23 protein-coding genes are annotated in these 21982 nt (G+C 46.3%); 1 reads left to right on the top strand and 22 read right to left on the bottom strand.

The features are described from left to right. Position 1: 1 nt before the first annotated feature. The 6 genes from EEX84_RS00560 to EEX84_RS00535 form a co-directional block, all read right to left on the bottom strand. Positions 2–451, bottom strand: a complete 450-nt coding sequence (locus tag EEX84_RS00560; RefSeq protein ID WP_123163631.1) for a small multi-drug export protein — start codon at positions 449–451, stop codon at positions 2–4. Next, a complete protein-coding gene (locus EEX84_RS00555) occupies positions 448–942 on the bottom strand; it encodes a hypothetical protein (RefSeq protein WP_123163630.1) in 495 nt (164 codons plus the stop codon). The genes EEX84_RS00560 and EEX84_RS00555 overlap by 4 nt, the downstream gene beginning before the upstream one ends. After that, positions 932–1147 (bottom strand): helix-turn-helix transcriptional regulator, encoded by a 216-nt coding sequence (locus EEX84_RS00550; RefSeq protein ID WP_123164020.1) that lies wholly within the window; start codon positions 1145–1147, stop codon positions 932–934. The genes EEX84_RS00555 and EEX84_RS00550 overlap by 11 nt, the downstream gene beginning before the upstream one ends. A gap of 256 nt (positions 1148–1403) precedes the next feature. After that, positions 1404–2366, bottom strand: a complete 963-nt coding sequence (locus EEX84_RS00545; protein ID WP_123163629.1) for a nuclease-related domain-containing protein — start codon at positions 2364–2366, stop codon at positions 1404–1406. A 253-nt stretch (positions 2367–2619) separates the two neighbouring features. Beyond that, entirely contained in the window at positions 2620–3708 is a 1089-nt protein-coding gene (locus tag EEX84_RS00540; RefSeq protein WP_123163628.1) for a M42 family metallopeptidase, read from the bottom strand. Between the two features lie 78 nt (positions 3709–3786). Then, positions 3787–4272 (bottom strand): dUTP diphosphatase, encoded by a 486-nt coding sequence (locus EEX84_RS00535; protein WP_123163627.1) that lies wholly within the window; start codon positions 4270–4272, stop codon positions 3787–3789. A 91-nt stretch (positions 4273–4363) separates the two neighbouring features. On the opposite strand from EEX84_RS00535, the gene EEX84_RS00530 reads away from it, so the two are divergent. Continuing rightward, positions 4364–4750, top strand: a complete 387-nt coding sequence (locus EEX84_RS00530; RefSeq protein WP_123163626.1) for a sigma-w pathway protein ysdB — start codon at positions 4364–4366, stop codon at positions 4748–4750. A 3-nt stretch (positions 4751–4753) separates the two neighbouring features. Here the strand turns inward: EEX84_RS00530 and EEX84_RS00525 are convergent, their stop codons facing one another. The 16 genes from EEX84_RS00525 to EEX84_RS00445 all read right to left on the bottom strand — a co-directional run bounded on the left by EEX84_RS00525 (position 4754) and on the right by EEX84_RS00445 (position 21981). Then, positions 4754–5032, bottom strand: a complete 279-nt coding sequence (locus tag EEX84_RS00525; RefSeq protein ID WP_123163625.1) for a DUF1294 domain-containing protein — start codon at positions 5030–5032, stop codon at positions 4754–4756. Positions 5033–5086: 54 nt separating this feature from the next. Then, positions 5087–5446: a 50S ribosomal protein L20 gene (gene rplT / locus EEX84_RS00520; protein WP_123163624.1), complete on the bottom strand. Its 360-nt coding sequence runs from the start codon at positions 5444–5446 to the stop codon at positions 5087–5089. A gap of 342 nt (positions 5447–5788) precedes the next feature. After that, on the bottom strand, positions 5789–5989 hold the full coding sequence (gene rpmI, locus EEX84_RS00515; RefSeq protein ID WP_123163623.1) for a 50S ribosomal protein L35: 201 nt from the start codon (positions 5987–5989) through the stop codon (positions 5789–5791). Positions 5990–6021: 32 nt separating this feature from the next. Further along, positions 6022–6528, bottom strand: coding sequence for a translation initiation factor IF-3 (infC, locus tag EEX84_RS00510; RefSeq protein ID WP_123163622.1), 507 nt, complete (start codon positions 6526–6528; stop codon positions 6022–6024). 281 nt (positions 6529–6809) lie between these two features. Next, positions 6810–8738: a threonine--tRNA ligase gene (gene thrS / locus EEX84_RS00505; RefSeq protein ID WP_123163621.1), complete on the bottom strand. Its 1929-nt coding sequence runs from the start codon at positions 8736–8738 to the stop codon at positions 6810–6812. A gap of 939 nt (positions 8739–9677) precedes the next feature. Further along, positions 9678–10613, bottom strand: a complete 936-nt coding sequence (gene dnaI / locus EEX84_RS00495; protein ID WP_123163619.1) for a primosomal protein DnaI — start codon at positions 10611–10613, stop codon at positions 9678–9680. Continuing rightward, positions 10613–11974 (bottom strand): replication initiation and membrane attachment family protein, encoded by a 1362-nt coding sequence (locus tag EEX84_RS00490; protein ID WP_123163618.1) that lies wholly within the window; start codon positions 11972–11974, stop codon positions 10613–10615. Before EEX84_RS00490 ends, dnaI begins: the two co-directional genes overlap by 1 nt. A 17-nt stretch (positions 11975–11991) precedes the next feature. Then, positions 11992–12468 carry a transcriptional regulator NrdR gene (gene nrdR, locus EEX84_RS00485; RefSeq protein WP_123163617.1) on the bottom strand — a complete coding sequence of 159 codons (477 nt, stop codon included), beginning with the start codon at positions 12466–12468 and terminating at the stop codon, positions 11992–11994. Positions 12469–12582: 114 nt separating this feature from the next. Further along, entirely contained in the window at positions 12583–12966 is a 384-nt protein-coding gene (gene speD, locus EEX84_RS00480; protein WP_123163616.1) for an adenosylmethionine decarboxylase, read from the bottom strand. Between the two features lie 369 nt (positions 12967–13335). Continuing rightward, positions 13336–14355, bottom strand: coding sequence for a glyceraldehyde-3-phosphate dehydrogenase (locus tag EEX84_RS00475; protein ID WP_123163615.1), 1020 nt, complete (start codon positions 14353–14355; stop codon positions 13336–13338). A 100-nt stretch (positions 14356–14455) separates the two neighbouring features. Further along, complete coding sequence (gene coaE / locus EEX84_RS00470; protein WP_123163614.1) at positions 14456–15061, bottom strand: dephospho-CoA kinase; 606 nt, start codon at positions 15059–15061, stop codon at positions 14456–14458. A 9-nt stretch (positions 15062–15070) separates the two neighbouring features. Continuing rightward, on the bottom strand, positions 15071–15940 hold the full coding sequence (mutM, locus tag EEX84_RS00465; protein ID WP_123163613.1) for a bifunctional DNA-formamidopyrimidine glycosylase/DNA-(apurinic or apyrimidinic site) lyase: 870 nt from the start codon (positions 15938–15940) through the stop codon (positions 15071–15073). A 15-nt stretch (positions 15941–15955) separates the two neighbouring features. Continuing rightward, a complete protein-coding gene (polA, locus tag EEX84_RS00460) occupies positions 15956–18574 on the bottom strand; it encodes a DNA polymerase I (protein ID WP_123163612.1) in 2619 nt (872 codons plus the stop codon). 83 nt (positions 18575–18657) lie between these two features. Then, entirely contained in the window at positions 18658–19629 is a 972-nt protein-coding gene (gene hflC / locus EEX84_RS00455) for a protease modulator HflC (protein WP_123163611.1), read from the bottom strand. Further along, positions 19629–20594, bottom strand: a complete 966-nt coding sequence (gene hflK / locus EEX84_RS00450; RefSeq protein ID WP_123163610.1) for an FtsH protease activity modulator HflK — start codon at positions 20592–20594, stop codon at positions 19629–19631. The genes hflC and hflK overlap by 1 nt, the downstream gene beginning before the upstream one ends. A 172-nt stretch (positions 20595–20766) precedes the next feature. Further along, entirely contained in the window at positions 20767–21981 is a 1215-nt protein-coding gene (locus EEX84_RS00445) for a carboxylate--amine ligase (RefSeq protein ID WP_123163609.1), read from the bottom strand. Position 21982: the final 1 nt, after the last annotated feature.

Below are 21982 nucleotides of genomic sequence, written 5' to 3'. Positions count from 1 at the left end.
CTCACAGGTTTCTCGTGAAAAAGTCGAAGCCCATGGCGGTCAGGACGCCGAACGCCAACGTCCAAACAGCGATGCTGATGGTGAGCCAGACGGTCGTGTTCTTTTTCGTTGCGCCAAGTGTCATCCCGATAAACGCGGCAATATGCGTGCCGATCAAAATCGGACCGAGCATGGCGAGGCCGGGCAAGCCGTATTTATTCCATATATTTTTTGCCCGCTCGCTTTTCTTGTCTTTCGCTTTCCCTTTTTTCTCCTGGCGCTTGTTGTACCAGTCTTTGAATCGGTCAAAACCGATGATTAATGCCAGCACCGTCAGCATATTGCCGACAAACGCCACCACCATGACCCAAAACGGCGACAAGCCCCAAACAATGCCGAGTGGAATGACCAGCGCAATTTCAAACCACGGAATGGCAGCGCCGAGAAAAACGAGGATGTATTCATAAATCATTCTGTTTCCTCCTTGAAATGTTTACGGATTTCGAGATAGTAAATGAAATACTGGCCAAACGAAACGGCTAAAATTCCCCATATAATATAGAGTCTCGGAAGTGGAAAAAATAGAAGGATGAGGGCCAAAGTCGGCAATGCCCACGTGAAGAACGTATAGACTTTCTGCACCGCTTTCCTCGTGATAAATGTCATTCCTTCGTCTTCTTCCATGTATTCAGGAGGGCGTATGGCGAATGGGGAGATTTTGCTGTCTGGATTTTTAGCATTGTAAGCTTTTAATTGAGACAGATAAATTGTGATCAATACTAAGTATAGCAGAAGCGATCCGAATACGATGGCTCCATCGAAAGCCTGCGCGTTGATCGTCAAACTGTTTTCTGTTTTGGTAACATCGACGAAACGTGAATTCAAACCGATCGCCATCACGCCAAGCACCAAAATAAAAGCCATATTCCATAAAGGATAACGCAAGCGGAAATCATTTTTCATTGTCGTCCTCTCCTTCCAGCCAGAATAATTCATCGATATCCGTCTGCAGTGCCTTTGCCAGTTTCAGCGCCAGCGTAACCGAAGGGGAGAATTCCCCTTTTTCAATAAACGCAATTGTCTGCCGCGTAACGGCCACTTGCTTTCCCAGCTCACTTTGCGTCAGGCTATATCGGGCACGCATTTCCTTCACACGGTTCTTCAGCATCGGCATCCGCCTCTCCTTATGTGATGTTCGGTTTATATAACATAATGTACAGTATTCTTAACATTAGGTCAAGTTTTCTTAACTTTTTATGTATTAAAAATTCTACTTCCTAGTAAAGGATGGCGATTGTTTGCGGATTTTTCATCGTTGTTTGCAGAATCGCGGCGGTTATTTGCAGAAAACCGGTGTTTATTTGCAGAATCCGATAGTTTACTTGCAGAATCATCAAAAAAGCCTTTCGCAGTGGGCGAAAAGCTCATTCTTTATTCTGTAATTGGTAAGTGCGATTCCGCATAGCTCCCGAAACGGCAAAGTCAAATGTGGCCAACAGCCGCGAAGCGGTATAAGGCGATTCGATATTGCAAAATTCCCGAAGCCTTTTATTGGTTAAATTCCTATCGATCAATGAAAAATATTCCTGGACAGCACATTGAAAAGCCTGATCGTCAATCGTGTGGCACGCTTCACAAAGCCAGCCGGTTTTATGTTTGCGGATGATGCGATGGGCTTTGCAGTACGTACATAAAATGCCCATCTGTAATTCATCAGAAGCAATAAAATATCGCTGACATAGCGGTTGCCGCTTAAAAGGAGTTTGGTGTTTTTGAAGGAGTTCTACGGTGTCCGGCAAATTGGAATGGCTGGCACTTTGGGGGAAAGTTTGAAGTATATAGTGCAGATAATCGACCATTTGATAGGTTTTGCAAACATAATTATGGGGCGGCTTTGTTAAAAACTCGCATTGTTTTGAGGTAAAAACCACTAGACCGTCAACATTAAAGTCGATATTCTTCATCCTGAAGAACTTTGTAAGAAAGCGGATATGCTTGTTCAATTGACTTGTGGGATCTTCCATTACGGCTTTGCCGCCTTCCCTATCAATTCTTGAAAACTCACCGGTTTTCTCGTCAAAATGAAGTTGGCCGCTGATATTTTTGGATTCGACAATAATAACGCCCCGGTTTGTCAGCAGCAATCCATCTATCTGCACTTTCCAATCGCCCATGGACAAACTAACATTGCGTAAGATCCGATAACTTTCCTCAAAATCAAATTCGATAAATTTCCGTCTTAACCGGTCTTCTCCCCGCTCCCCTGCAGCACTTCTGTATAATTCAGCCTCAAGAAATCTCCGTTGCGAATGATTTTTTGGCAATCGGTATAATAACCTCTCCAGCGATTCTGTTTCCGTCAGCAGCGCTATTTCTTTTTTATTCATTCAACACCTCCTATTGGAATAATTGAAGTATAGCACGCTGCACCCTTCTTTTTACTTCTTCCTAAGAATTTCTGTCTAATTTTACGCAACGGAAAAAGTCGTTTCGCTTTGTTTGCGGAATAGCGGCGGTTTCTTGCAGAATCCGGTGGTTTATTTGCAGAAAACCGGAGTTTACTTGCAGAATTCGTTGGTTTATTTGCAGAAAACAATCCAACGCACAAAAAACCCCCGCCGCAGCGAGGGTTTTCAAATATTATTCAAACGTGATACGAGCCACTGTGTCACGGTCCAGCTTCTTGATCACCTGGACAATCAATTTCACGGCGTTTTCGTAGTCGTCGCGGTGCAGGATGCCCGCGTGTGAATGGATGTAGCGTGTAGCGACGCCGATTGCGAGAGACGGTACGCCGTTCGCCGTCAAGTGAATAGAGCCGGCATCGGTTCCGCCGCCTGCGATCGCTTCAAACTGGTAAGGGATGCCTGCTTCTTCGGCCGTGTCCACAACAAGTTCACGCAAGCCTCTGTGAGACACCATGGAAGCGTCGTAAACCAGGATTTGTGGGCCATCGCCCATTTTGCTGTTCGATTCGTTGGAGGTGATGCCCGGTGTGTCACCGGCCACGCCAACGTCCACTGCAAATCCGATATCCGGCTGGATTTTGGAAGCGGCCGTCTTGGCACCGCGAAGACCCACTTCTTCCTGCACGACACCGACACCAAATACAACGTTCGGATGGTCTTCCCCTTTTAATGCTTTCATCACATCGATGGCAATGGCACATCCGATGCGGTTATCCCAAGCTTTAGCCATCATCAATTTGTCGTTGTTCATGACCGTGAATTCGAAATACGGTGTCACCATATCACCTGGCGTAACGCCCCATGATTCGGCTTCTTCGCGCGAGGAAGCACCGATGTCGATGAACATGTCTTTGATTTCCACCGGCTTCTTGCGCGCTTCCGCTGACAGGATATGCGGCGGCTTTGAACCGATAACGCCGGTGATTTCGTCGCCGCTCCGTGTGGTAATGGTGACGCGCTGTGCCAGCATGACCTGATTCCACCAGCCACCGACCGTCTGGAACTTCAAAAAGCCTTTGTCGTCGATTTTTGTAATCATAAAGCCGATTTCATCCAAGTGGCCGGCGACCATGATTTTCGGTCCGTCTGCCTGCCCTTCTTTTTTGGCTATCAAACTTCCCAGTCCGTCGGTTTCCACCGAGTCGGCAAAAGGAGCTATGTATTTTTTCATCACTTCGCGGGACTGGCGTTCATTGCCCGGAATCCCGTTTGCATCCGTCAGTTCTTTCAGCATCTTCATCGTGTCGTCCATCTTCGTCATTATTTCGTCCTCCTAACTATATCTACTGCTTCATTATAAAGGAAACAGCTTTTCTTATCAAAAAATTCCAACTGTTGATCAATAACCTTCTCTTTGGCGATCGTAATTTTTTTGGTTTTTCTCCAGATAGGCATCCAGCACATCGTCATAGGAGAAATCCAGCTGCGCTGCAATTGCTCCATACCAGCTCCAGACTGCCTGGTAATCGGACATCGAATGACTGTCCAGAAATTGATGGATGACTTGCTGGGTTTTCAAGAACAGTTCCGTCAAGTCCTCTTCCGGTGCCGGGTCCGGCCACTCTTCAAGCATATTCAAATTGCTCTCAATCCCCAATGACAACAGGAAATGAATCGAGTCGACGTATTCTTCCAAAATCACCGAACGCTCAGAAGGTCCTTTGGTGCTCCAAAATTTGAAACAGCGTGTTTCATTGGCGAGTTCCGCGAGCTCCACCAATAATGCGAGCCCTTTCTGGCGAAATAAATCCCCTTCAAGGCCCTGCTTGGATTGGATGAAACGATCCAGTTCTTTTTGCATGTCAAACAATTTTGTTAAATTCATAAAAAAAATCTCCTTTCCAATAAAATCTTGAAACCAAAGTATTGGCTATCCGTATTATAAAGGAGAAGGACTGGAATAGGGAGGGATTTATGTGGCTTTTTTCATTCGCCTGTTGGTGATTGCACTGATATTTTATTTATTTTACCGATTGATCCGATATGTTCTCGATCCTAAGCGAAAGTTTGATGCAGCGGTAGAAGAAGGAACATACTACTTTTTTGACGATGTAACCAACGTTCGCAAAAATTTCTTCATCACGATGCGGGGTGTGGTGTTTGAAGGTGAAAAATACTTAGGGACGACCGAGGAAGCTTTTGAAGTGGTTTCCATTTTTGTATGGGCCCATGACCCCCATAAACTGCAAGGTTTTACGAAAGAAGATTTTTATTTTCTCCAAAAAGAAATTGCGATGAATTACCCGAACGCCAAGATCAGCTGGAAAAATCCGATTGAGCAATTGATGAAAGACCAAGAGTGAATCTCACTCTTGGCCGAATGTCTGATAACTCCAAACCCATAAGGCAGTATCGATGGCGGCGAGCAGCAGAAAACCGATACGGAACTTGGCGCGCCTGGTTTTATGCCGGAATGTCATCATACCGGCATAGGCACCAATGCCACCCCCGAGCAGCGCAGCTGCCCATAAATTCTTTTCCGGAATGCGTTGCCCGCGCCGTTGCGCCTGCCGTTTGTCGATCTTCATCATAGCAAAAGCCATGATGGACAATATCATAAAATAACCGCTGATGACCATAAACATAAAATTCCTCCATTAAAAAAGACTGACGATTTCTCGTCAGTCTTTTATTTTCTATTATTTAGCTACTGCTTTTTTCGCTTGGTCAACCAAAGCTGTGAATGCTGCTGCATCCGATACAGCGATTTCAGCCAACATTTTGCGGTTGATGTCGATGCCGGCAACTTTCAAACCGTGCATTAGACGGCTGTATGAAATGTCGTTCATACGAGCAGCTGCGTTGATACGAGTAATCCATAATTTACGGAAATCACGTTTTTTGTTGCGACGGTCACGGTAAGCATAGTTACCTGACTTCATCACTTGCTGGTTTGCTACTTTGAAAAGGATGTGCTTGGCACCATAATATCCTTTAGCTAATTTTATGACCTTTTTACGACGCTGGCGCGTCACTGTTCCGCCTTTTACGCGTGGCATAATTCATTACCTCCTGGTGAATATAAGTACATTCGATTTTTTGTTTTTGGTCAAACTTCAGCGCTCAGAATCTCGACGGGCGCCTCCGCTGTTCGATACTGTCTAGCTCCAACGGCCAACTCCTCGGACGTAAGCTGCCCTTGTCCAGTCTCCGGTGCCTAGCTCTTCGGATCATAAGTCTGCCCAGCTGCGTGGCAAAAAACGCCACTTCGCTGGTCTGCCTTATGCCTTTCAGAGCTGAACAGGCACCTCCGCTTTTCGCTCCTGTGCGGCAAAAAGCGCCGCTTTGGAAGTTCAGCTTAAGTCTGTCGGAGCTGAACGGCCGTTTCCGCTTTTCGTTTCTTACTTCATGTTGTAAATCAAAGATTTGATGCGCTTCAAATCGCCTGCAGAAACGAGCTTCCCTTTGCGAAGGTGACGCTTTTGCTTGGTTGATTTGTTTGCGAATAAGTGGCTTGTGTGTGAACGGTTGCGTTTTACTTTACCAGTTCCAGTTTTCTTGAAACGTTTTGATGCACCGCTATGGCTTTTCATTTTCGGCATTTCGAGTTCCTCCTAAACATTGATCTGATCTTTTATTCTTTTTCTTTGATTGGCGCGAGCATTAAGAACATACTGCGGCCATCCATTTTCGGGCGCTGTTCAACCGTCGCGACATCCTTACACTCTTGTGCAAAGCGTTCAAGGACGCGTTGTCCGATTTCTTTGTGCGTGATCGCACGGCCTTTGAAACGGATTGATGCTTTTACTTTGTCGCCTTTTTCAAGGAACTTGATCGCATTGCGAAGCTTCGTATTGAAATCATGGTCATCAATTCCCGGGCTCAAGCGAACCTCTTTGATGTTGATGACTTTTTGATTTTTGCGAATCTCACGATCTTTCTTCTGCTGCTCAAACTTGAATTTACCATGGTCCATGATACGTGCGACCGGTGGCTTAGCCTGAGGAGCCACAAGAACAAGATCCAGATTGACACGAGCTGCAATATCAAGTGCTTCGTTACGCGATTTAATGCCGAGCTGTTCACCGTTTTGATCAATAACTCTTAGCTCACGTGCACGAATACCTTCGTTTACATTGATGTCTTTGCTAATATTAATCCACCTCCGAATAGTGTCGCGAATATCTTAAATGTACGAACCGGATGATCCGGTGTGCAGGTTCCGATCCAAAACAAAAGCGGGCGGACCACACAGGTCCGCCCGCAAAGTATGACAACGCGCCGGTGCGCGAAAAAGTCAATCGTGTAATACCTGCCAACAATCGGTCGATCAGGTGAGAAGCGGGCGCTCCTGCTTAACCACATATAAGTATTCTATAACCTTATCCATAGTAGCATGCTCTCATGGCGATGTCAACCAGTTTAGCGAAGTTCGCTTTGGATCTGTTTCAGGAAGTCGTCAAACGGCATACTTTCCGACTTCTGTTCCCCGTATTTGCGGACATTGACCGAGCCGTCTTCCATTTCTTTATCCCCCAGCACCAGCATATAAGGCACTTTCTGCATTTGTGCTTCACGGATTTTATAGCCAAGTTTCTCATCGCGTTCGTCAATATCCACGCGGATTTTCTGGCCCTGCAGTTTTTCCTGTATTTCTTTTGCATAATCACTGTGGACGTCCAATGATACCGGAATTACTTCCACTTGCACAGGAGCCAGCCAGGTCGGGAATGCACCTTTGTATTCTTCGATCAGGAAAGCGACAAAACGTTCCATTGTCGACACGACGCCCCGGTGGATGACGACAGGACGATGCTGCTTGCCATCTTCTCCAATATACGAAAGATCAAAGCGTTCAGGCAGCAGGAAATCCAGCTGCACAGTTGACAATGTCTCTTCTTTGCCCAAAGCCGTTTTCACCTGGACGTCCAGTTTCGGACCATAAAACGCCGCTTCGCCTTCCACTTCCACGTAATCGACGTCGAGATCGTCCATCGCTTCTTTCAGCATCTTTTGAGCACGGTCCCACATTGCGTCGTCATCGAAATACTTTTCTTTGTCTTCCGGATCACGGTAAGACAGGCGGAACGAATAATCATTGATATCAAAATCCTTATAGACATCGATGACCAGATTAACCACACGGATAAATTCTTCTTTGATCTGATCAGGGCGCACGAACAGGTGGGCATCGTTCAATGTCATGCCACGGACACGCTGGAGACCGGACAACGCACCCGACATTTCGTAACGGTGCATCAGCCCCAATTCCGCAATTCGCACCGGCATTTGACGATACGAATGAATGCCCTGTTTAAAAATCATCATGTGATGCGGACAGTTCATCGGACGAAGTACAAGGTCTTCATTGTCCATGCTCATCACCGGGAACATATCTTCCTGGTAATGATCCCAGTGGCCGCTTGTCTTATACAGATCGACACTTCCCATAACCGGTGTGTAGACATGGTCATAGCCAAGGCGTTCTTCTTTGTCCACAATGTATCGCTCGATGATACGGCGAATTGTAGCGCCTTTTGGCAGCCACATCGGCAGTCCCTGACCGACTTTTTGGGAGTTCATGAATAAATTCAATTCTTTTCCGATTTTGCGGTGATCGCGCTCTTTTGCTTCTTCAAGCATAGCAAGATGGGCTTTTAAGTCTTCTTTTTTAAAGAACGCTGTGCCGTAGATGCGCTGCAGCATTTTATTGTCACTGTCGCCTCTCCAATAAGCCCCCGCCACACTCAGTAATTTAAATTCCTTCAGCTTGCTTGTGGAAGGTACATGGATGCCGCGGCATAAATCAAAAAATTCCCCTTGTTCATAAATCGACACTTGCTCATCTTCCGGAATGGCTTCCAGAAGTTCCAGTTTATATGGATCGCCAATCGCCGCAAAGCGTTCCTGTGCTTCGGCACGGGAGACGTCTTGCCGGACGATTTCCAGGTTTTCATTGATGATTTTTTTCATTTCTTTTTCTATTACCGGAAGATCTTCGGAAGTGATCGGCTGCTCCGTATCGATATCGTAATAAAAACCGTTCTCGATAACAGGCCCTACGCCAAACTTCGCATCAGGGTACAGCCGCTTGACCGCTTGCGCCAGTAAATGTGCTGAACTGTGGCGCAAAATCTCGAGGGCTTCATCGGATTCGGGTGTAATGATGGCAACCTCCCCGTCCTCTGTCAGCGGTGCACGCAAGTCGACCAGCTTGTCTCCCAGCTTTCCTGCAAGTGCTTTTTTGCGCAATCCCGGGCTGATCGATTGTGCAATTTCTTCTGTTGTTGTTCCTTGCTCAAACTCTTTTACCGCCCCATCAGGGAATGTTAGTTGAATCATTTCTGCCATGCCAATCTCTCCTCTTTCTGTTTGATAGAAACGCTTGGGTTCACAGGGACTGAACGACCATTTCCGCTTTTCTTGTCCAGCTCCAATGGTCTGCCCCTCGGGTCGTAAGCCACTCTGGCTGGGCGGCTGAAAATATGCCGCTTCGCCAGATCGTCTTACGCCTGCCGGGGCAAAACGACCATTTCCGCTTTTCTTGTCCAGCTCCAATGGTCTGCCCCTCGGGTCGTAAGCCACTCTGGCTGTGCGGCTGAAAACATACCGCTTCGCCAGATCGTCTTACGCCTGTCGGAGCAAAACGACCATTTCCGCTTTTCTTTTCCAGCTCCAATGGTCTGCCCCTCGGGTCGTAAGCCACTCTGGCTGTGCGGCTGTAAATATGCCGCTTCGCCAGATCGTCTTACGCCTGCCGGGGCAAAACGACCATTTCCGCTTTTCTTTTCTTCAACGCAAAAAAGCTCCATCCCAAAAGGGACGAAGCTCTGTTCGTGGTTCCACCCTTCTTCTGTTTTGAACGGACGGGTCCTATTCAAAACGAAGCTCTGCATCGGCTAACGGGCCGGTTCCGTCGATTGCTACTGGGCTTATTCGCAACCGCTGCTCGAAGGGGGTAAGTGTTTTGCCGTTACTTGGGAAGCTTTCAGCCAAGGCTTCCTTCTCTGAAAGTCGTACAAATCCACTGTTGTCCTCGTCAACGCATTTCATTTCCTATTTCGACTCAATTTTACGCTGATTGCTGGAAAAACGCAACAGTCTTCTTTTAGAATACGAAATTATAGTTCTTTACATTTGCAAGGATTTTGCAGTTTGGATATTCCATGCCCAGACGCCAGTACCCAGCCCCTCGAGTCACTTCGGTCTTGCCAGCAATGGCCAAAACGCCATTACTTTCAAGTCCTCCAGCGCTTGTCGGGGCTAAACGGGCGCTTGCGCTTTTCTGATTCAATTTCTGCGGTTGCGGCCATCCAGCCTGACCGGGTTTGTCAACGCACGGATGCGTTCCATCACTCGTGCCGCTTTCAAATCCTCTTTCTCGCCACGCTGCGAATACGTCAAATGATGCTGCAGTTCAGAGTAGCTGAAATTCGACGTCATGAAAGTCGGCAACCTTTCAGCCATCCGGTAATGGAGGATCGTTCCCAGCACTTCGTCACGGGTCCAGCTCGACATCGCTTCCGCCCCGATGTCATCCAGCATCAGCACATCCGCTTTTTTCACGTAATCAATTTTTTCCTGTAATGTATGATCTCCTATTGCCTGTTTCATTTCTCTCATGAATTCCGGAACAAAGACCAGCACTGTTTTAACATTCATTTCAGCCAATTCATTGGCCATCGCACTTAAAAGAAAAGATTTGCCGACACCGAATTTGCCGTAAAGGAACAGGCCTTTTTCAGGCAGATTGTCAGGACCTGTAGCTTGGTCCAGATAGGATACAACAGCACTGAAAGCTTCCATGCGGCTGTCATCGGGCTCAAATCCGGAAAGTGTAGCCTGCATCACTTCTTTCGGCATATACATGCTGTGGATCATCGAAGAAGCATGGCGCTTATTGTCATGGTCGGTCTTCAATCTGCATTTTGTGTATTCAATGCCTATACTTCCCCGTTGAAGCACCAGATTGGGTTCGAACCCTTTCAAATAGTTGATGCACCCTCCGAGGTTCGGGCATTTGTTGCAGTCATGTGACTGCTCGATGAACTCATATAATTTGACCATGCCTTTGTCCACGATTTCTTTGTTGATTTCATCGGCATGCTCTTCCAGGAATGATTGGACACCGGGATGTTCCAATACTTCTTTTCGAGCGTCGTTGTAACGCGCCGCAAAATCCGGTGCGTTCACAACGCGCTTCATTGTTTCACGGATCGGCTCCATCAATAATCACCTTTCCCTTTCTTCATCGCCAGTTTTGCGAGAAGCTTTTGTTTTTCCACTTCCAGGCTTTCGTTTTTCGGCTCCGCTTTGGCATCCGGAACCTCATCTTTTGTATAGAACCATTCCGGCAGTTTTTCTTCTCTGACCGGCTTTCGGGAAGATTGACCGGAAGCCCTTGATGAAGAAGGCGAGCCTTCTGATTTCCACTTTACATATTGAGCATGCTCTGTACGGGCCAGATCCATCGCTTCCTTTGCAGTGGTCACTTTTTTCCGGATCCAATGGGAAGCGATTTTTTCAGCATATGCCTTCGTCAGCTTCATATCAGTCCGAAGCATGACGTATTGCAGCAATACATTCACCACGGCAGGCTCCATGCCATGCTGCATGACGAGTTGATTGGCCAATTGGACATCAGCCGTCAGCGGTTCTTTGCCACCCGCGATATCCCGAAGTACTTCAACAGGCGGCGTTGACTCCAGATACTGGATCAATTCGTCTTCCTTGTTTTTCGGCGTTTCCTTCTTTTTCACCGGCTCTTTCTGCTGCGACTGGACAAGCTGAGGGGCCGTCGTCGCCACAGTCAGTTTGTAGTATTCCGACGCCGCTTTTTTGAGGCTTTCCACAGTCAGTTTATAATCATCGTCGATCGCCAGTAAAATAACCTTCTGCATTTCCAATGGGCCCCAACTGTACAAGAATGCCAGTTTTTCGATATTGTCTTTGATGGTGGCGGTCAAGACACGCCGGGGCACCAGTTGTTCCGACAAACTTTGACGCAGCAGATCAAAATCAAAATCGAATTCTGCCGGATATGTTTTCCGGTGCCGCTCCTGCAGGGTCTTCTGCTCATTCGGATACCCCGCTTTTGCGTGCACCGGCTGATAAATATCTGTAAAAGTCCGCGATACTTCCTCATAGCCTTCCTGAGAATCGGGTTGGATGAGAAAACGGTCACGAACACGCCGATAAGCCGGTTCCCCGATTTTGCTGAATAAAAACATGGATAGCAAAGGGTCCATAAAGAAGGTTTTCGGATCAAGGGGCGGACATAATTCATAGATGAAAGAGCGGTTTTCAGCATCTTTCCGGTACGTCTTCATCAAGCCGATCGCTTCAAGCTGGATCCGGGATTCAAAAATTTTGGCAATCGGCACACCCAGAATATTCATTAACGTATAGTGGCTTGTTTCCTCAATCATCTCTTCGCCTTCAGCCCATAACGTCAAATAAAAAGCGGTCGCTTCCGCACCGATCATTGGCTGGTACAGAAAAGTCAGCAGCCGGCGATCGTAATCCGAAAATGGATAAGGCAGACGGATTTTAAAAGAATCCGCCGGCTGTAATTCTTTATATAGCATTGGTTGATGTCACCGCCTTACTCGGGTCTCTTGTCATCCGGATTCTTCTTTAATAAATCTTTCAATTCATCGATGAATACGGTGATGTCTTTGAATTGGCGGTAAACAGAAGCGAAACGCACATAAGCCACTTCGTCAATGCCCGCCAATCGGTCCATGACCAATTCGCCGACCTCTTCCGACTTGACTTCAGCATTGCCTGTGCGGCGAAGATCTTTTTCAATGTCAAAAACGACTTCTTCGAGTACTTCCAACGGTACCGGACGCTTTTCACATGCCCGGATCAAACCGCGCAGCACTTTTTCCCGGCTGAATTCCTCGCGGGAGCCGTCTTTTTTCACAACAATCAGCGGCATTTCTTCCACTTTTTCAAAAGTAGTAAACCGATATCCGCAGGCCTCGCATTCTCTCCGTCTTCTGATTGATTTCAATTCATCTACTGGACGCGAATCCACTACACGCGTTCCGTTATGCTGGCAAGCCGGACATTTCATTTTATCATCTCTCCAAACTTTCTATCTGTTGTTTCCAGTATAACAAAATTTTTAATGGTAAATAGAAAAAGCAGAGGATTTCTCCCCTGCTTCCTTGATTTTAAGTTCATTTATTTATGCAGTTACCGATACTTTGGATTTCCCAACACTGACCGGTCCCATGCCACGTGGCACTTCGACAACTTCGCGTGTTTGCGAGTCAAGCGATTCAGCAATATAATCAGCTGCGACTGTTGGATCCAGATCGCCGCAAGTATATACATCGATGCTTGCATAGCCATGCTCCGGAAAGCTGTGGATTGTCAAATGCGATTCAGAAATAATCACTACGCCGCTTACGCCTTGCGGTGCGAATTTGTGAAAAGCAACTTCGCGAATCTCTGCGCCAGCTTTGAGTGCTGCATCAACAAAAGTTTTCTCGATAAAATCCATATCGTTTAATTTGTCAAAATTACACTCCCATAGTTCTGCAATTACGTGACGTCCCATTGTTTCCATGGTTCGTTTTCCCCCTTTGATATCATTTTGTGTTACTGCGCAAAATATTCAAAGTTGACTACCACGGGGGAAAGTTAGTCCAGAGAGGTCCTAACCCTTTAAGCAGTCATGTGAATAATATATCTTCCGCTCAGTTCTCAGTTTTGGCTTGGAAATGATGAAGACGGCAACTTCGAAACAAGTTACGAATAATAGTATATGATGGATTAATACGAAATGCAATCAATTTAATTCGGTAATTTTTTATGATCGTCTTCTCTACTTGTTCAACCTCTTTCCTTTCCGCTGTTGCACAAAACCGCTCTCTGAAAAACCCTGCGCTTTAAGCATGAAAAAACGCCTTCCCCATTAGCGGGAAAGGCGGTGTTGTTAAAGTATGTTCGATGTCATGCCTGCAGCAACTTTTTTCGTCAAATCGACAACGCGTGCAGAATAACCCCACTCATTGTCATACCAGGCAAGGACTTTCACTTTGCGGTCTCCGATGACCATTGTTGATAAACCGTCTACAATCGCCGACAAAGAGTTCGTATTGAAATCGACTGAAACAAGCGGTTCCATGGTCAGGCTTAAAATTCCATTCAATCCTTCTTCCGAGGCTTTGACGAACGCTTCGTTCACTTCTTCAGCTGTTACGTCCTGTTTCAAGTCAACGACAAGGTCCACCAGGGATACGTTCGGCGTTGGGACGCGCAATGCCATGCCATGAAGTTTCCCCTGCAATTCCGGCAATACGAGCGACAATGCTTTCGCAGCTCCTGTAGAAGTCGGAATGATCGATTGTGCACAGGCGCGGGCTCTGCGCAGATCTTTATGAGGGTTGTCCAGGTTTTTCTGGTCATTCGTGTAGGAATGTACCGTTGTCATCAATCCATTTTCGATGCCGAACGAATCATTCAGCACTTTCGCAACTGGTGCCAGGCAGTTCGTGGTGCAGCTGGCGTTTGAAATGATCTCATGTTTTTCAAGATCCAATTTCCCGTCGTTGACACCCATGACGATTGTGACATCTTCGTTTTTCCCGGGTGCAGTCAAAATGACTTTTTTGGCACCGGCTTCCAAATGAAGAGCCGCTTTGTCACGCGAATTAAATTTGCCTGTCGCTTCGATTACGATATCTATGTTCATTTCTTTCCATGGAAGTTTTAAAGGATCCCGTTCACTTACCAATTGAACACGTTTGCCATTTACAATCAGAGCATCTTCTTCAGTAGAAACTTCACCGGCGAAAGCGCCGTGGTTTGTGTCATACTTAATCAAATGTGCTAAGGTTTCAGGCGGATAACTTGCATTCACAGCAGTAATTGTTACATCATCCATTAAAATCGCCTGTCTGAATACCATACGGCCAATGCGGCCAAAACCATTAATCGCAATAGAAACTGTCATATAAGAATCCTCCATTAAATAAGTTATACTTTTATTTTCAATTCGATATATAGTATAACACAATCTGGATAATAAAGAACCTTAAAAAGCAACGGAAACTCTAAAGTTTCCCCATATCCGTGTGCCATTGTTCCAGTATATGACGCAATTGGTGGGAAGTTTCTTCTATCGTGCCATTATTGTAGATGACCGCATCGGCGCCTTCTTCCTTTAACGACATCGGCAATTGCGATGAAATTCTGGCGCGCGCTTCTTTTTCCGATAAGCCGTTGCGCTCCATCAGGCGCTGCAGTTGATTTTCCTCTGTCACGCTGACAACCAGAATTTTATCGACGAAATGCTTCAGTTTGCTTTCAAACAGCAAAGGGATATCCATAATGACGATATCGAAACCTTGCTGAACATAGTGATCGCGCTGCCTGATCATCTCTTTTCGAATCGCCGGATGAATGACATCATTCAGGCGCTTCCGGCTCGCTGGATCGTTAAAGATCAACTCACCAAGTTTCGGGCGGTTAAGGGTCCCATTCTCATGCAGCACTTCTTCACCGAATACTGAAACGATCTGCTGTAACGTGTCACTTCCCGGCTCTACTACTTGTCTGGCCACGAGATCCGCATCAACAATCGGATAACCCAAATCCGCCAGCATTTTGGATACTGTACTTTTTCCACTCGCTATGCTCCCTGTTAGACCGATAATCATCGTTTTCCCTCACTTCTGGCATTTCGGACAGTAAACCGAAGTCCTGCCGCCGATTTTTAAGGTTTTGGTTGCGCTGCCGCAGCCGATGCATTGTTTTTTCCCATACATCCCAAAACGGTTCTGCATGCTTCCTGACTCTCCATTAATATTCCGGTAGTCCGAAATCGTGCTGCCGCCCGCATCAATGCTTTCCAGCAAAATCGACACAATCGTTTCAAATAATTCAATTTTCCGCTTCCTGCTGATGCGGCCGGCTGACCGATTTGGATGGATCTTCATTTGATACAGCGCTTCCGTTGCATAGATATTCCCGCAGCCGGAAATCACTTGCCCATCCATAATCACTTCTTTGATCGGCTTCGCTTTGTACTTAGGGCTTTCCGCCATTGCAAGAAAATGCTCCAGCGCCTTATTGTCAAAGGGTTCAGGTGCCATCAGAAGAAGCGGCGGATAATCCGCTTCCTCCTGTAGCACACGCATCTCCCCAAACCGGCGGATATCCGAAAAGGCCAGCAGGTTTCCATCATTCAAAGTCAACAGGACATGGACGTGGCGACGGAATTTTTCTTCCTGTATCGACATCAGCCGGTCCACATAAAACCACGCCCCTGACATTCCCAGGTGATTGACCAGGAGAAATTCATCGTCTTTCTTCATTGTAAAATAAATATACTTGCTGCGCCGTTCCACACGGATGATTTGCGCACCGGTCAAACTTTCGATAAACCGGTCCGCCTCCATTTTCTTGATGATCGCTTCTTTGCCATTTGTTTTGGACAAACGAACCGTTTCCGAAACATGGACATCACGGATTTTCTTCCCGATCGCCAATGGACGGATCATCCGGACGACGCCTTCCACTTCCGGAAGTTCAGGCACCGGTACTCCCCCTTATCATTTCGTATCAAACCACGTATCTCCGAAAGCAAAATCAACTTTCAAAGGAACATTCAATGTGACCGCCGACTCCATCACTTGGGGAACCAGCGTTTTCAGTTTTTCCAATTCGTCCTGCGGTGCTTCAAAAATCAGTTCATCATGCACCTGCAAAAGCATCCGCGTCTGCATGCCTTCCCGCTCCAGAGCATCAGCCATATCGATCATCGCTTTTTTGATGATGTCGGCTGCGCTTCCCTGAATGGGTGTGTTCATGGCCGTGCGTTCCGCAAAACTGCGCAAATTGAAGTTCGAGCTTGTAATATCGGGCAGATATCTTCTGCGCTTCATGATGGTGGTGACGAAGCCATCTTTCTTAGCTGACTGTACAGTATCATCCATGTACTTCCGGACACCCGGAAAGCTGACAAAATAACGGTCGATAAAAGCCGCAGCTTCTTTTCTCGTGATGTTCAGGTTTTGCGACAACCCATAATCACTGATGCCATAGACGATACCGAAATTGACTGCTTTGGCTGCACGGCGCATGTCCCCTGTCACTTCTTCCGCCTCAACATGGAACACATCCATCGCAGTCGCCGTATGAATGTCCAAATCATTCTTGAAAGCCTCAACCAATCGCTCATCTTCTGACATATGGGCCAGCACGCGCAACTCGATCTGTGAATAATCCGCTGCCACCATCAACCAGTTTTCTTCAGATGGCACAAAGGCTTTGCGGATTTTGCGCCCTTCCTCCAGCCGCACCGGAATGTTCTGCAGGTTCGGATTGGTCGAACTCAGGCGTCCTGTTGTCGTCAATGCCTGCTGGAAACGCGTATGCACTTTGCCATCCTCATGGATTTCCTTCAATAAACCTTCTATATAAGTCGACAGCAATTTACCGAGCTGGCGGTACAGCAGGATGTGGGAAATAATCTCATGCTGGCCTTCCAGTTTCTCCAAAACATCGGCAGCTGTCGAATAGCCGGTCTTGGTCTTTTTCAGAACCGGCAGACCCAGATTTTCGAACAGTACGACGCCCAGTTGCTTTGGTGAATTGATGTTAAATTCCTGTCCGGCTATCCAATAGATGTTTTTCTCAATTTCAGCCAGTTTTTCAGCCAGTTCTTTTCCCATATTCGCCAATTGGTCCTTGTCCACTTTTACACCAAGCGATTCCATTGCTCCAAGGATGGTGGCCAGCGGCAATTCCAAATGGTAATACAAATCGAATTGTTCGTTGTCTTCCAGCTTTTTCAGCACTACCGGCCGCACCGTCCAAATCGTCCGCGCTTTTCTTGCGATGTGTTCATGCAACACTTCTTCAGCCGGGACCGATTTTTTAGCTCCCTTGCCATAAATCTGTTCATCCGTTGCCACATCTGTATAGCCATACTCCCGGACAATGTTCGACAGATCCGTGTAGGTAAGGGACGGATTGACGATATAAGCACCCAGCATCAGATCGAATTCAACTCCATTGAGTTCAATCCCACAGCGGTAAAAGGCAGCGGTGGACGCTTTGGAATCCGACATGTATTTCTTTTTGGATGGATCCCGGAACCAGGCCCGGAATTCTTCTGATTGTTCCACGACGCTCATCGGGATGACATACGTCTTTGCAGCTGTCGCCAATGAAACCCCCAGCAATTCACATGTGTGGTAATGTTCATCGTACAATTCCAGATGAACCGCCATTTCATCTTCCAAAATGGACGAATCAACGTGTTCGAGTACTTGGAACTTCATTTCCTCTTTTTCTGTCTGTTCTGCCGTGTAGTCCATTTTCTCAAGAAGCGTTTTGAATGCCAGTTCATGCCAAACCTTCACAAGTTCGTCCTGGTCAGGGCCATCATATGCCAATTCTTCCAGCGAAATGTCGATGGGGGCATTGCGTTCAATTGTTGCCAACTTCTTGCTGATATGAGCCAGCTCTTCATTGGCCACCAGTTTTTCTTTTAGTTTTCCTTTTTGCTGGTCGATGGCTTCGTAAACTCCTTCTACAGAACCATGAGCTGCCAGCAGCTTCAGTGCCGTTTTCTCACCGACTCCCGGAACCCCCGGGATATTATCTGAGGAGTCGCCCATCAAGCCTTTCATGTCAATGATCTGCAGCGGTGACAGACCATATTTTTCACGCACATGATCCACGGTGTACTTTTCGATGTCGGTGATTCCTTTGCGTGTAATATAAACAGTGGTCGAAGGTGACACCAGTTGTGTCATGTCTTTGTCTCCGGAAATGACGACCACTTCATCTCCCGCCCGTTCCGCTTCAAGACTCAAAGTGCCAATGATGTCATCCGCTTCGTAATTATCCAACTCATAGCGCTTGATCCGGTAAGCATCAATGAGTTTACGCAAATACGGAAACTGCTCCGATAGCTCGGGTGGCGTCTTTTGCCGTCCACCTTTGTATTCGCTGAAGGTTTCATGCCGGAAAGTCGTCTTCCCGGCATCAAATGCCACCATCATATGAGTCGGATTTTCTTCCTCCAGAATTCTTTGGAGCATCATCGTAAAACCATATACAGCATTTGTATGGATGCCGTGTTCATTCGTCAGTAACGGAAGCGCAAAAAACGCCCGATACGCCAAACTGTTTCCATCCAATAAAAGTATCTTCTTCGCCACAAAATTACCCCTTTCAAACTAAAAAGCCCTCATTCCTTTCATTTTACCACGCGGGCAAAAAGAAAAGAAATGAAGGCGCTGACTTATTCCATATAACCGGACAGAATTCGTGCATATGGTGAATCGGACGGCAGAATGATTACCGTATCTTCACCAATTGTTTTTGTATAGGATTGCAGCGAGCGGTATAATTCATAGAAGCCAGGGTCTTTGGAAAAAGACTGGTTATAGATTTTCGCGGCTTCCGATTCGCCTTCCGCCTGGATTAAAGCGGCTTCTTTGCGGGCCGTCGCAATCACTTCCTGTGCTTCCCTGTCAGCCTGGGCTTCGATTTCCCTCTTCCTCGCATCTCCCTGTGATAAATAATCCTGGGCGGTTGAATCCCGCTCAGAAATCATCCGCGTATAAACCGACTGTTCGTTTTCTGCCGGCAAATCAGTACGTTTCATCCGGACATCCACCACTTCAATGCCGTATTGATCGTTGCTGAGCAGTTCGTTCACTTGCATAGTGACATTATCATTCAAGCTGCCCCGTGATGAATTTTCATCGTTGATGATTTCATCATAATTCATTTGCCCGAGTTCCGTGCGCACTACGGAATAGATGAATTCCTCCATCCGTGATTCCGCATTGACAATTGTGGCGGCATTGCTGATCATCGCCTGAGGGTCCACCACTCTCCAGACAGCATAATTATCAATGATGATGCGTTTTTTGTCTTTCGTATTGATTTCCGCTTCCGATACGTCATAAGTCATTTGGTTTTTCGGCAAAGTCATTACACTTTGAATAAACGGAATTTTCATCTTGATGCCCGGTTCTTCCTGAATTTTTACAACTTCACCAAATTGGCGCACAACGCGGTATTCGTTTTCTTTTACCACGTATGTATTCGTTAAGACAATCAGCAGGGCAGCGAGAATCACCACCAGAGCGGTGATCAGTTTCCAGTATTTCTTAAAGTTGACCGGATCTTTCGGTTCTTTTTTCTTTTTCGGATTTTCCCAGGGATTGGTTTTTATCTCTTGCTGAAACGGTTTGTTCGGTTCCATCAGTTTCCGCCTCCTTCTTCAGTTTCTGCGGCCGGCGGCACCACTGATTGCATGCTTTCCAGTGGCAGGTACTTCATCGTTCCGCCTTCATCATTCATTATATAAATTTTGGCGTTCGGCAATACTGATTCCAGCGTTTCCATTACAAGCCGTTGTCTGGTGACTTCCGGATTTGCTTCGTATTCTGCATAAAGCTTGTCGAACAAAGCCACATCCCCCCGTGCCTGTTCGATGCGCGCCACTTTTTGGCCTTCTGCCCGTGAATTGATGGCAGATTTCTCACCGAGTGCTTCATTGCGTTTCTGGTTCTCGTATTTCTGAGCTTCGTTGATTTTTGTATTCATCGTTTCACGCGCATCCGTTACATTGGTGAAGGCGGCACGCACTTCTTCGTTCGGCAACTCGACGTCCTGTAATTTCACTGCCAGCACCGTAATTCCGATATCGTACTTTTCCACCAACGATGCCAGAAGGTCTCTCGTTTCAGCTTCGATTTCCGCTTTGCCGGAAGTCAATGCGTCATCGATCAGCGAACTTCCGATAATGGAACGGATCGAGGCGGAAGTTGCATCATGGAGAACTTCCCGGGGCGCTTCTGAGTTGAATAAATACTTTACGGGATCAGTGATTTTCCATTGCACCACCAGATCCGTCAGGACAATATTTTCATCCCCTGTAATCATTTTTGTTTCTTCATCATATGTAATGATTTCACCGTCTTCGTTTTGATCATAGCCAAATTGAAGGCTGTACGTTTCTTTTGAAAGAGTTTCCGCTTTTTGAATCGGCCAAGGCAATTTGAAATGCAGGCCTGGTTCGGCGATTGTTTCGTTGGCGACCCCAAAGGTGATGATGACCGCTTGTTCGGATTCATCGACGGTATACCATGAAGTAAAGACCGCGACCAGTAAAAGGATGCCGGCCACCGATAGGCCGATTACTGATATGAGTTTTTTTGTCGTCATGCTTGTTCCCCCTTAAATTCTATATCTTACTATACGGAATAATTTTAGAATAGTTTCATAAAAAGGAAAAAGAGCCCAATTTTCGGGCTCTTTTTCATCTATTGCGCTTGGTGGGGGTTCCATTAATAACTATACCAAGCCAATGTAAAGGCAATATGAAGGCCATGTAAAATTACCATTGATTGTTTTTATATTTCTTGTAGTAATTTACCTGCCGGGCGAATAAATACAATTTTCGCTTTTTGTGCTTGTCTTTCTTATAAAACAGCGGATTTGCATAGCGGCCTTTTTTCAAAAGCCGTTTAATGTCTTTGCGCACTGCCAGGTTGTCCACGAATTTACGCAGCACGATTTTGGGGACTACGGTAAACAAAAATTCTTCGTTCAGATAAGTCACCGGTTTTTCGATGTTATAAATCAAATCATCCACCAGGTTTTTCGCCAGATTATGCCCGAGCGGTGTAATGTAATAGCTCGAACGCCCTTGCCGGATATTGACTTCAAAAACCTTGAATTTCTTGTCCCGCTCATCGTATTTCAAGTCGAAATTGGCATAGCCCCGGTACCCGACGTCTTCAAGAAAACGCTGCAGTTTTTTCATCATATCTTCGTCATAACGTGTAATCACCGACGTATAGTTGCCGATCGCCGTCACCGTGTGTTCCTGGAGCACTACTTGCGCCCATGTCACCAGTTGCGTTTTGCCTTTGGAACTGGCATAAACAACAGAATCCCACATGTAAGTATCGTCCCCCGGGATAAAATCCTGGATGATCAGTTCATCACGGTAACCATTGCTGACGATGGTTCGAATCACTTGCTGCAATTCCTCTTCCGTTTCCACTTTATAAACCTTTTGCTGGCCTTCGAATTTAAGATTATTGTATTCGATTCCATTGCTCGGCTTAACAATGACCGGGTACATCATCTGTTCCTGGAATGGAAGGTTTGAAGCACAATCGTAAAAATGAGTGGTTGGCGTGTCAATGCCATGCTGCCTGCATAATTCATAGAAATTCGCTTTCACCTGCAACTGGTTCATCAAGTCTTCATCGATGTAATTGAAAACGAAATGTTTTTTCAAAACTTCCTGGTTTTCAATGATCAGACGGACATATAAATCGTTGGTTCCTACCAACAACAAGGTTTTCCCTCTATTTTTGTATTTGTCTGCAACTCCCAGCATAATCTCTGCAAACTGCTCAGAGTCTGCCAGCCCGGAATGATAATCGATCGTTTCCGGAATCGTACTCATGGATGTAAATGATAATGGTTCTTTTCCGATTAAAATCGGATGGATGCCATACTCTTCGTGGAACGAAATCGCCATATTGTAGGCGTTAATATCCGTTCCAATGATGATCGGCAAAAACGGTGTATTTCCCATA

The organism is Planococcus salinus (genome assembly GCF_003719725.1).
In the GTDB taxonomy this organism is placed as follows: domain Bacteria; phylum Bacillota; class Bacilli; order Bacillales_A; family Planococcaceae; genus Planococcus; species Planococcus salinus.
The sequence above is the reverse complement of the archived record's forward strand: the minus strand, read 5'-3'. Positions and strand labels throughout refer to the sequence as shown.

Coding starts and splice junctions, on each gene's coding strand:
- rplT (WP_123163624.1), bottom strand. CDS start 5,446: ATGCCACGCGTAAAAGGCGGAACAGTGACGCGCCAGCGTCGTAAAAAG.
- nrdR (WP_123163617.1), bottom strand. CDS start 12,468: ATGAAATGTCCGGCTTGCCAGCATAACGGAACGCGTGTAGTGGATTCG.
- dnaI (WP_123163619.1), bottom strand. CDS start 10,613: ATGGAGCCGATCCGTGAAACAATGAAGCGCGTTGTGAACGCACCGGAT.
- coaE (WP_123163614.1), bottom strand. CDS start 15,061: ATGATTATCGGTCTAACAGGGAGCATAGCGAGTGGAAAAAGTACAGTA.
- EEX84_RS00560 (WP_123163631.1), bottom strand. CDS start 451: ATGATTTATGAATACATCCTCGTTTTTCTCGGCGCTGCCATTCCGTGG.
- EEX84_RS00475 (WP_123163615.1), bottom strand. CDS start 14,355: ATGACAGTTTCTATTGCGATTAATGGTTTTGGCCGCATTGGCCGTATG.
- hflC (WP_123163611.1), bottom strand. CDS start 19,629: ATGGAACCGAACAAACCGTTTCAGCAAGAGATAAAAACCAATCCCTGG.
- EEX84_RS00555 (WP_123163630.1), bottom strand. CDS start 942: ATGAAAAATGATTTCCGCTTGCGTTATCCTTTATGGAATATGGCTTTT.
- EEX84_RS00525 (WP_123163625.1), bottom strand. CDS start 5,032: ATGTTTATGGTCATCAGCGGTTATTTTATGATATTGTCCATCATGGCT.
- EEX84_RS00545 (WP_123163629.1), bottom strand. CDS start 2,366: ATGAATAAAAAAGAAATAGCGCTGCTGACGGAAACAGAATCGCTGGAG.
- EEX84_RS00535 (WP_123163627.1), bottom strand. CDS start 4,272: ATGAATTTAACAAAATTGTTTGACATGCAAAAAGAACTGGATCGTTTC.
- EEX84_RS00540 (WP_123163628.1), bottom strand. CDS start 3,708: ATGACGAAGATGGACGACACGATGAAGATGCTGAAAGAACTGACGGAT.
- EEX84_RS00445 (WP_123163609.1), bottom strand. CDS start 21,981: ATGGGAAATACACCGTTTTTGCCGATCATCATTGGAACGGATATTAAC.
- rpmI (WP_123163623.1), bottom strand. CDS start 5,989: ATGCCGAAAATGAAAAGCCATAGCGGTGCATCAAAACGTTTCAAGAAA.
- EEX84_RS00490 (WP_123163618.1), bottom strand. CDS start 11,974: ATGCTATATAAAGAATTACAGCCGGCGGATTCTTTTAAAATCCGTCTG.
- thrS (WP_123163621.1), bottom strand. CDS start 8,738: ATGGCAGAAATGATTCAACTAACATTCCCTGATGGGGCGGTAAAAGAG.
- hflK (WP_123163610.1), bottom strand. CDS start 20,594: ATGACGACAAAAAAACTCATATCAGTAATCGGCCTATCGGTGGCCGGC.
- EEX84_RS00550 (WP_123164020.1), bottom strand. CDS start 1,147: ATGCTGAAGAACCGTGTGAAGGAAATGCGTGCCCGATATAGCCTGACG.
- speD (WP_123163616.1), bottom strand. CDS start 12,966: ATGGAAACAATGGGACGTCACGTAATTGCAGAACTATGGGAGTGTAAT.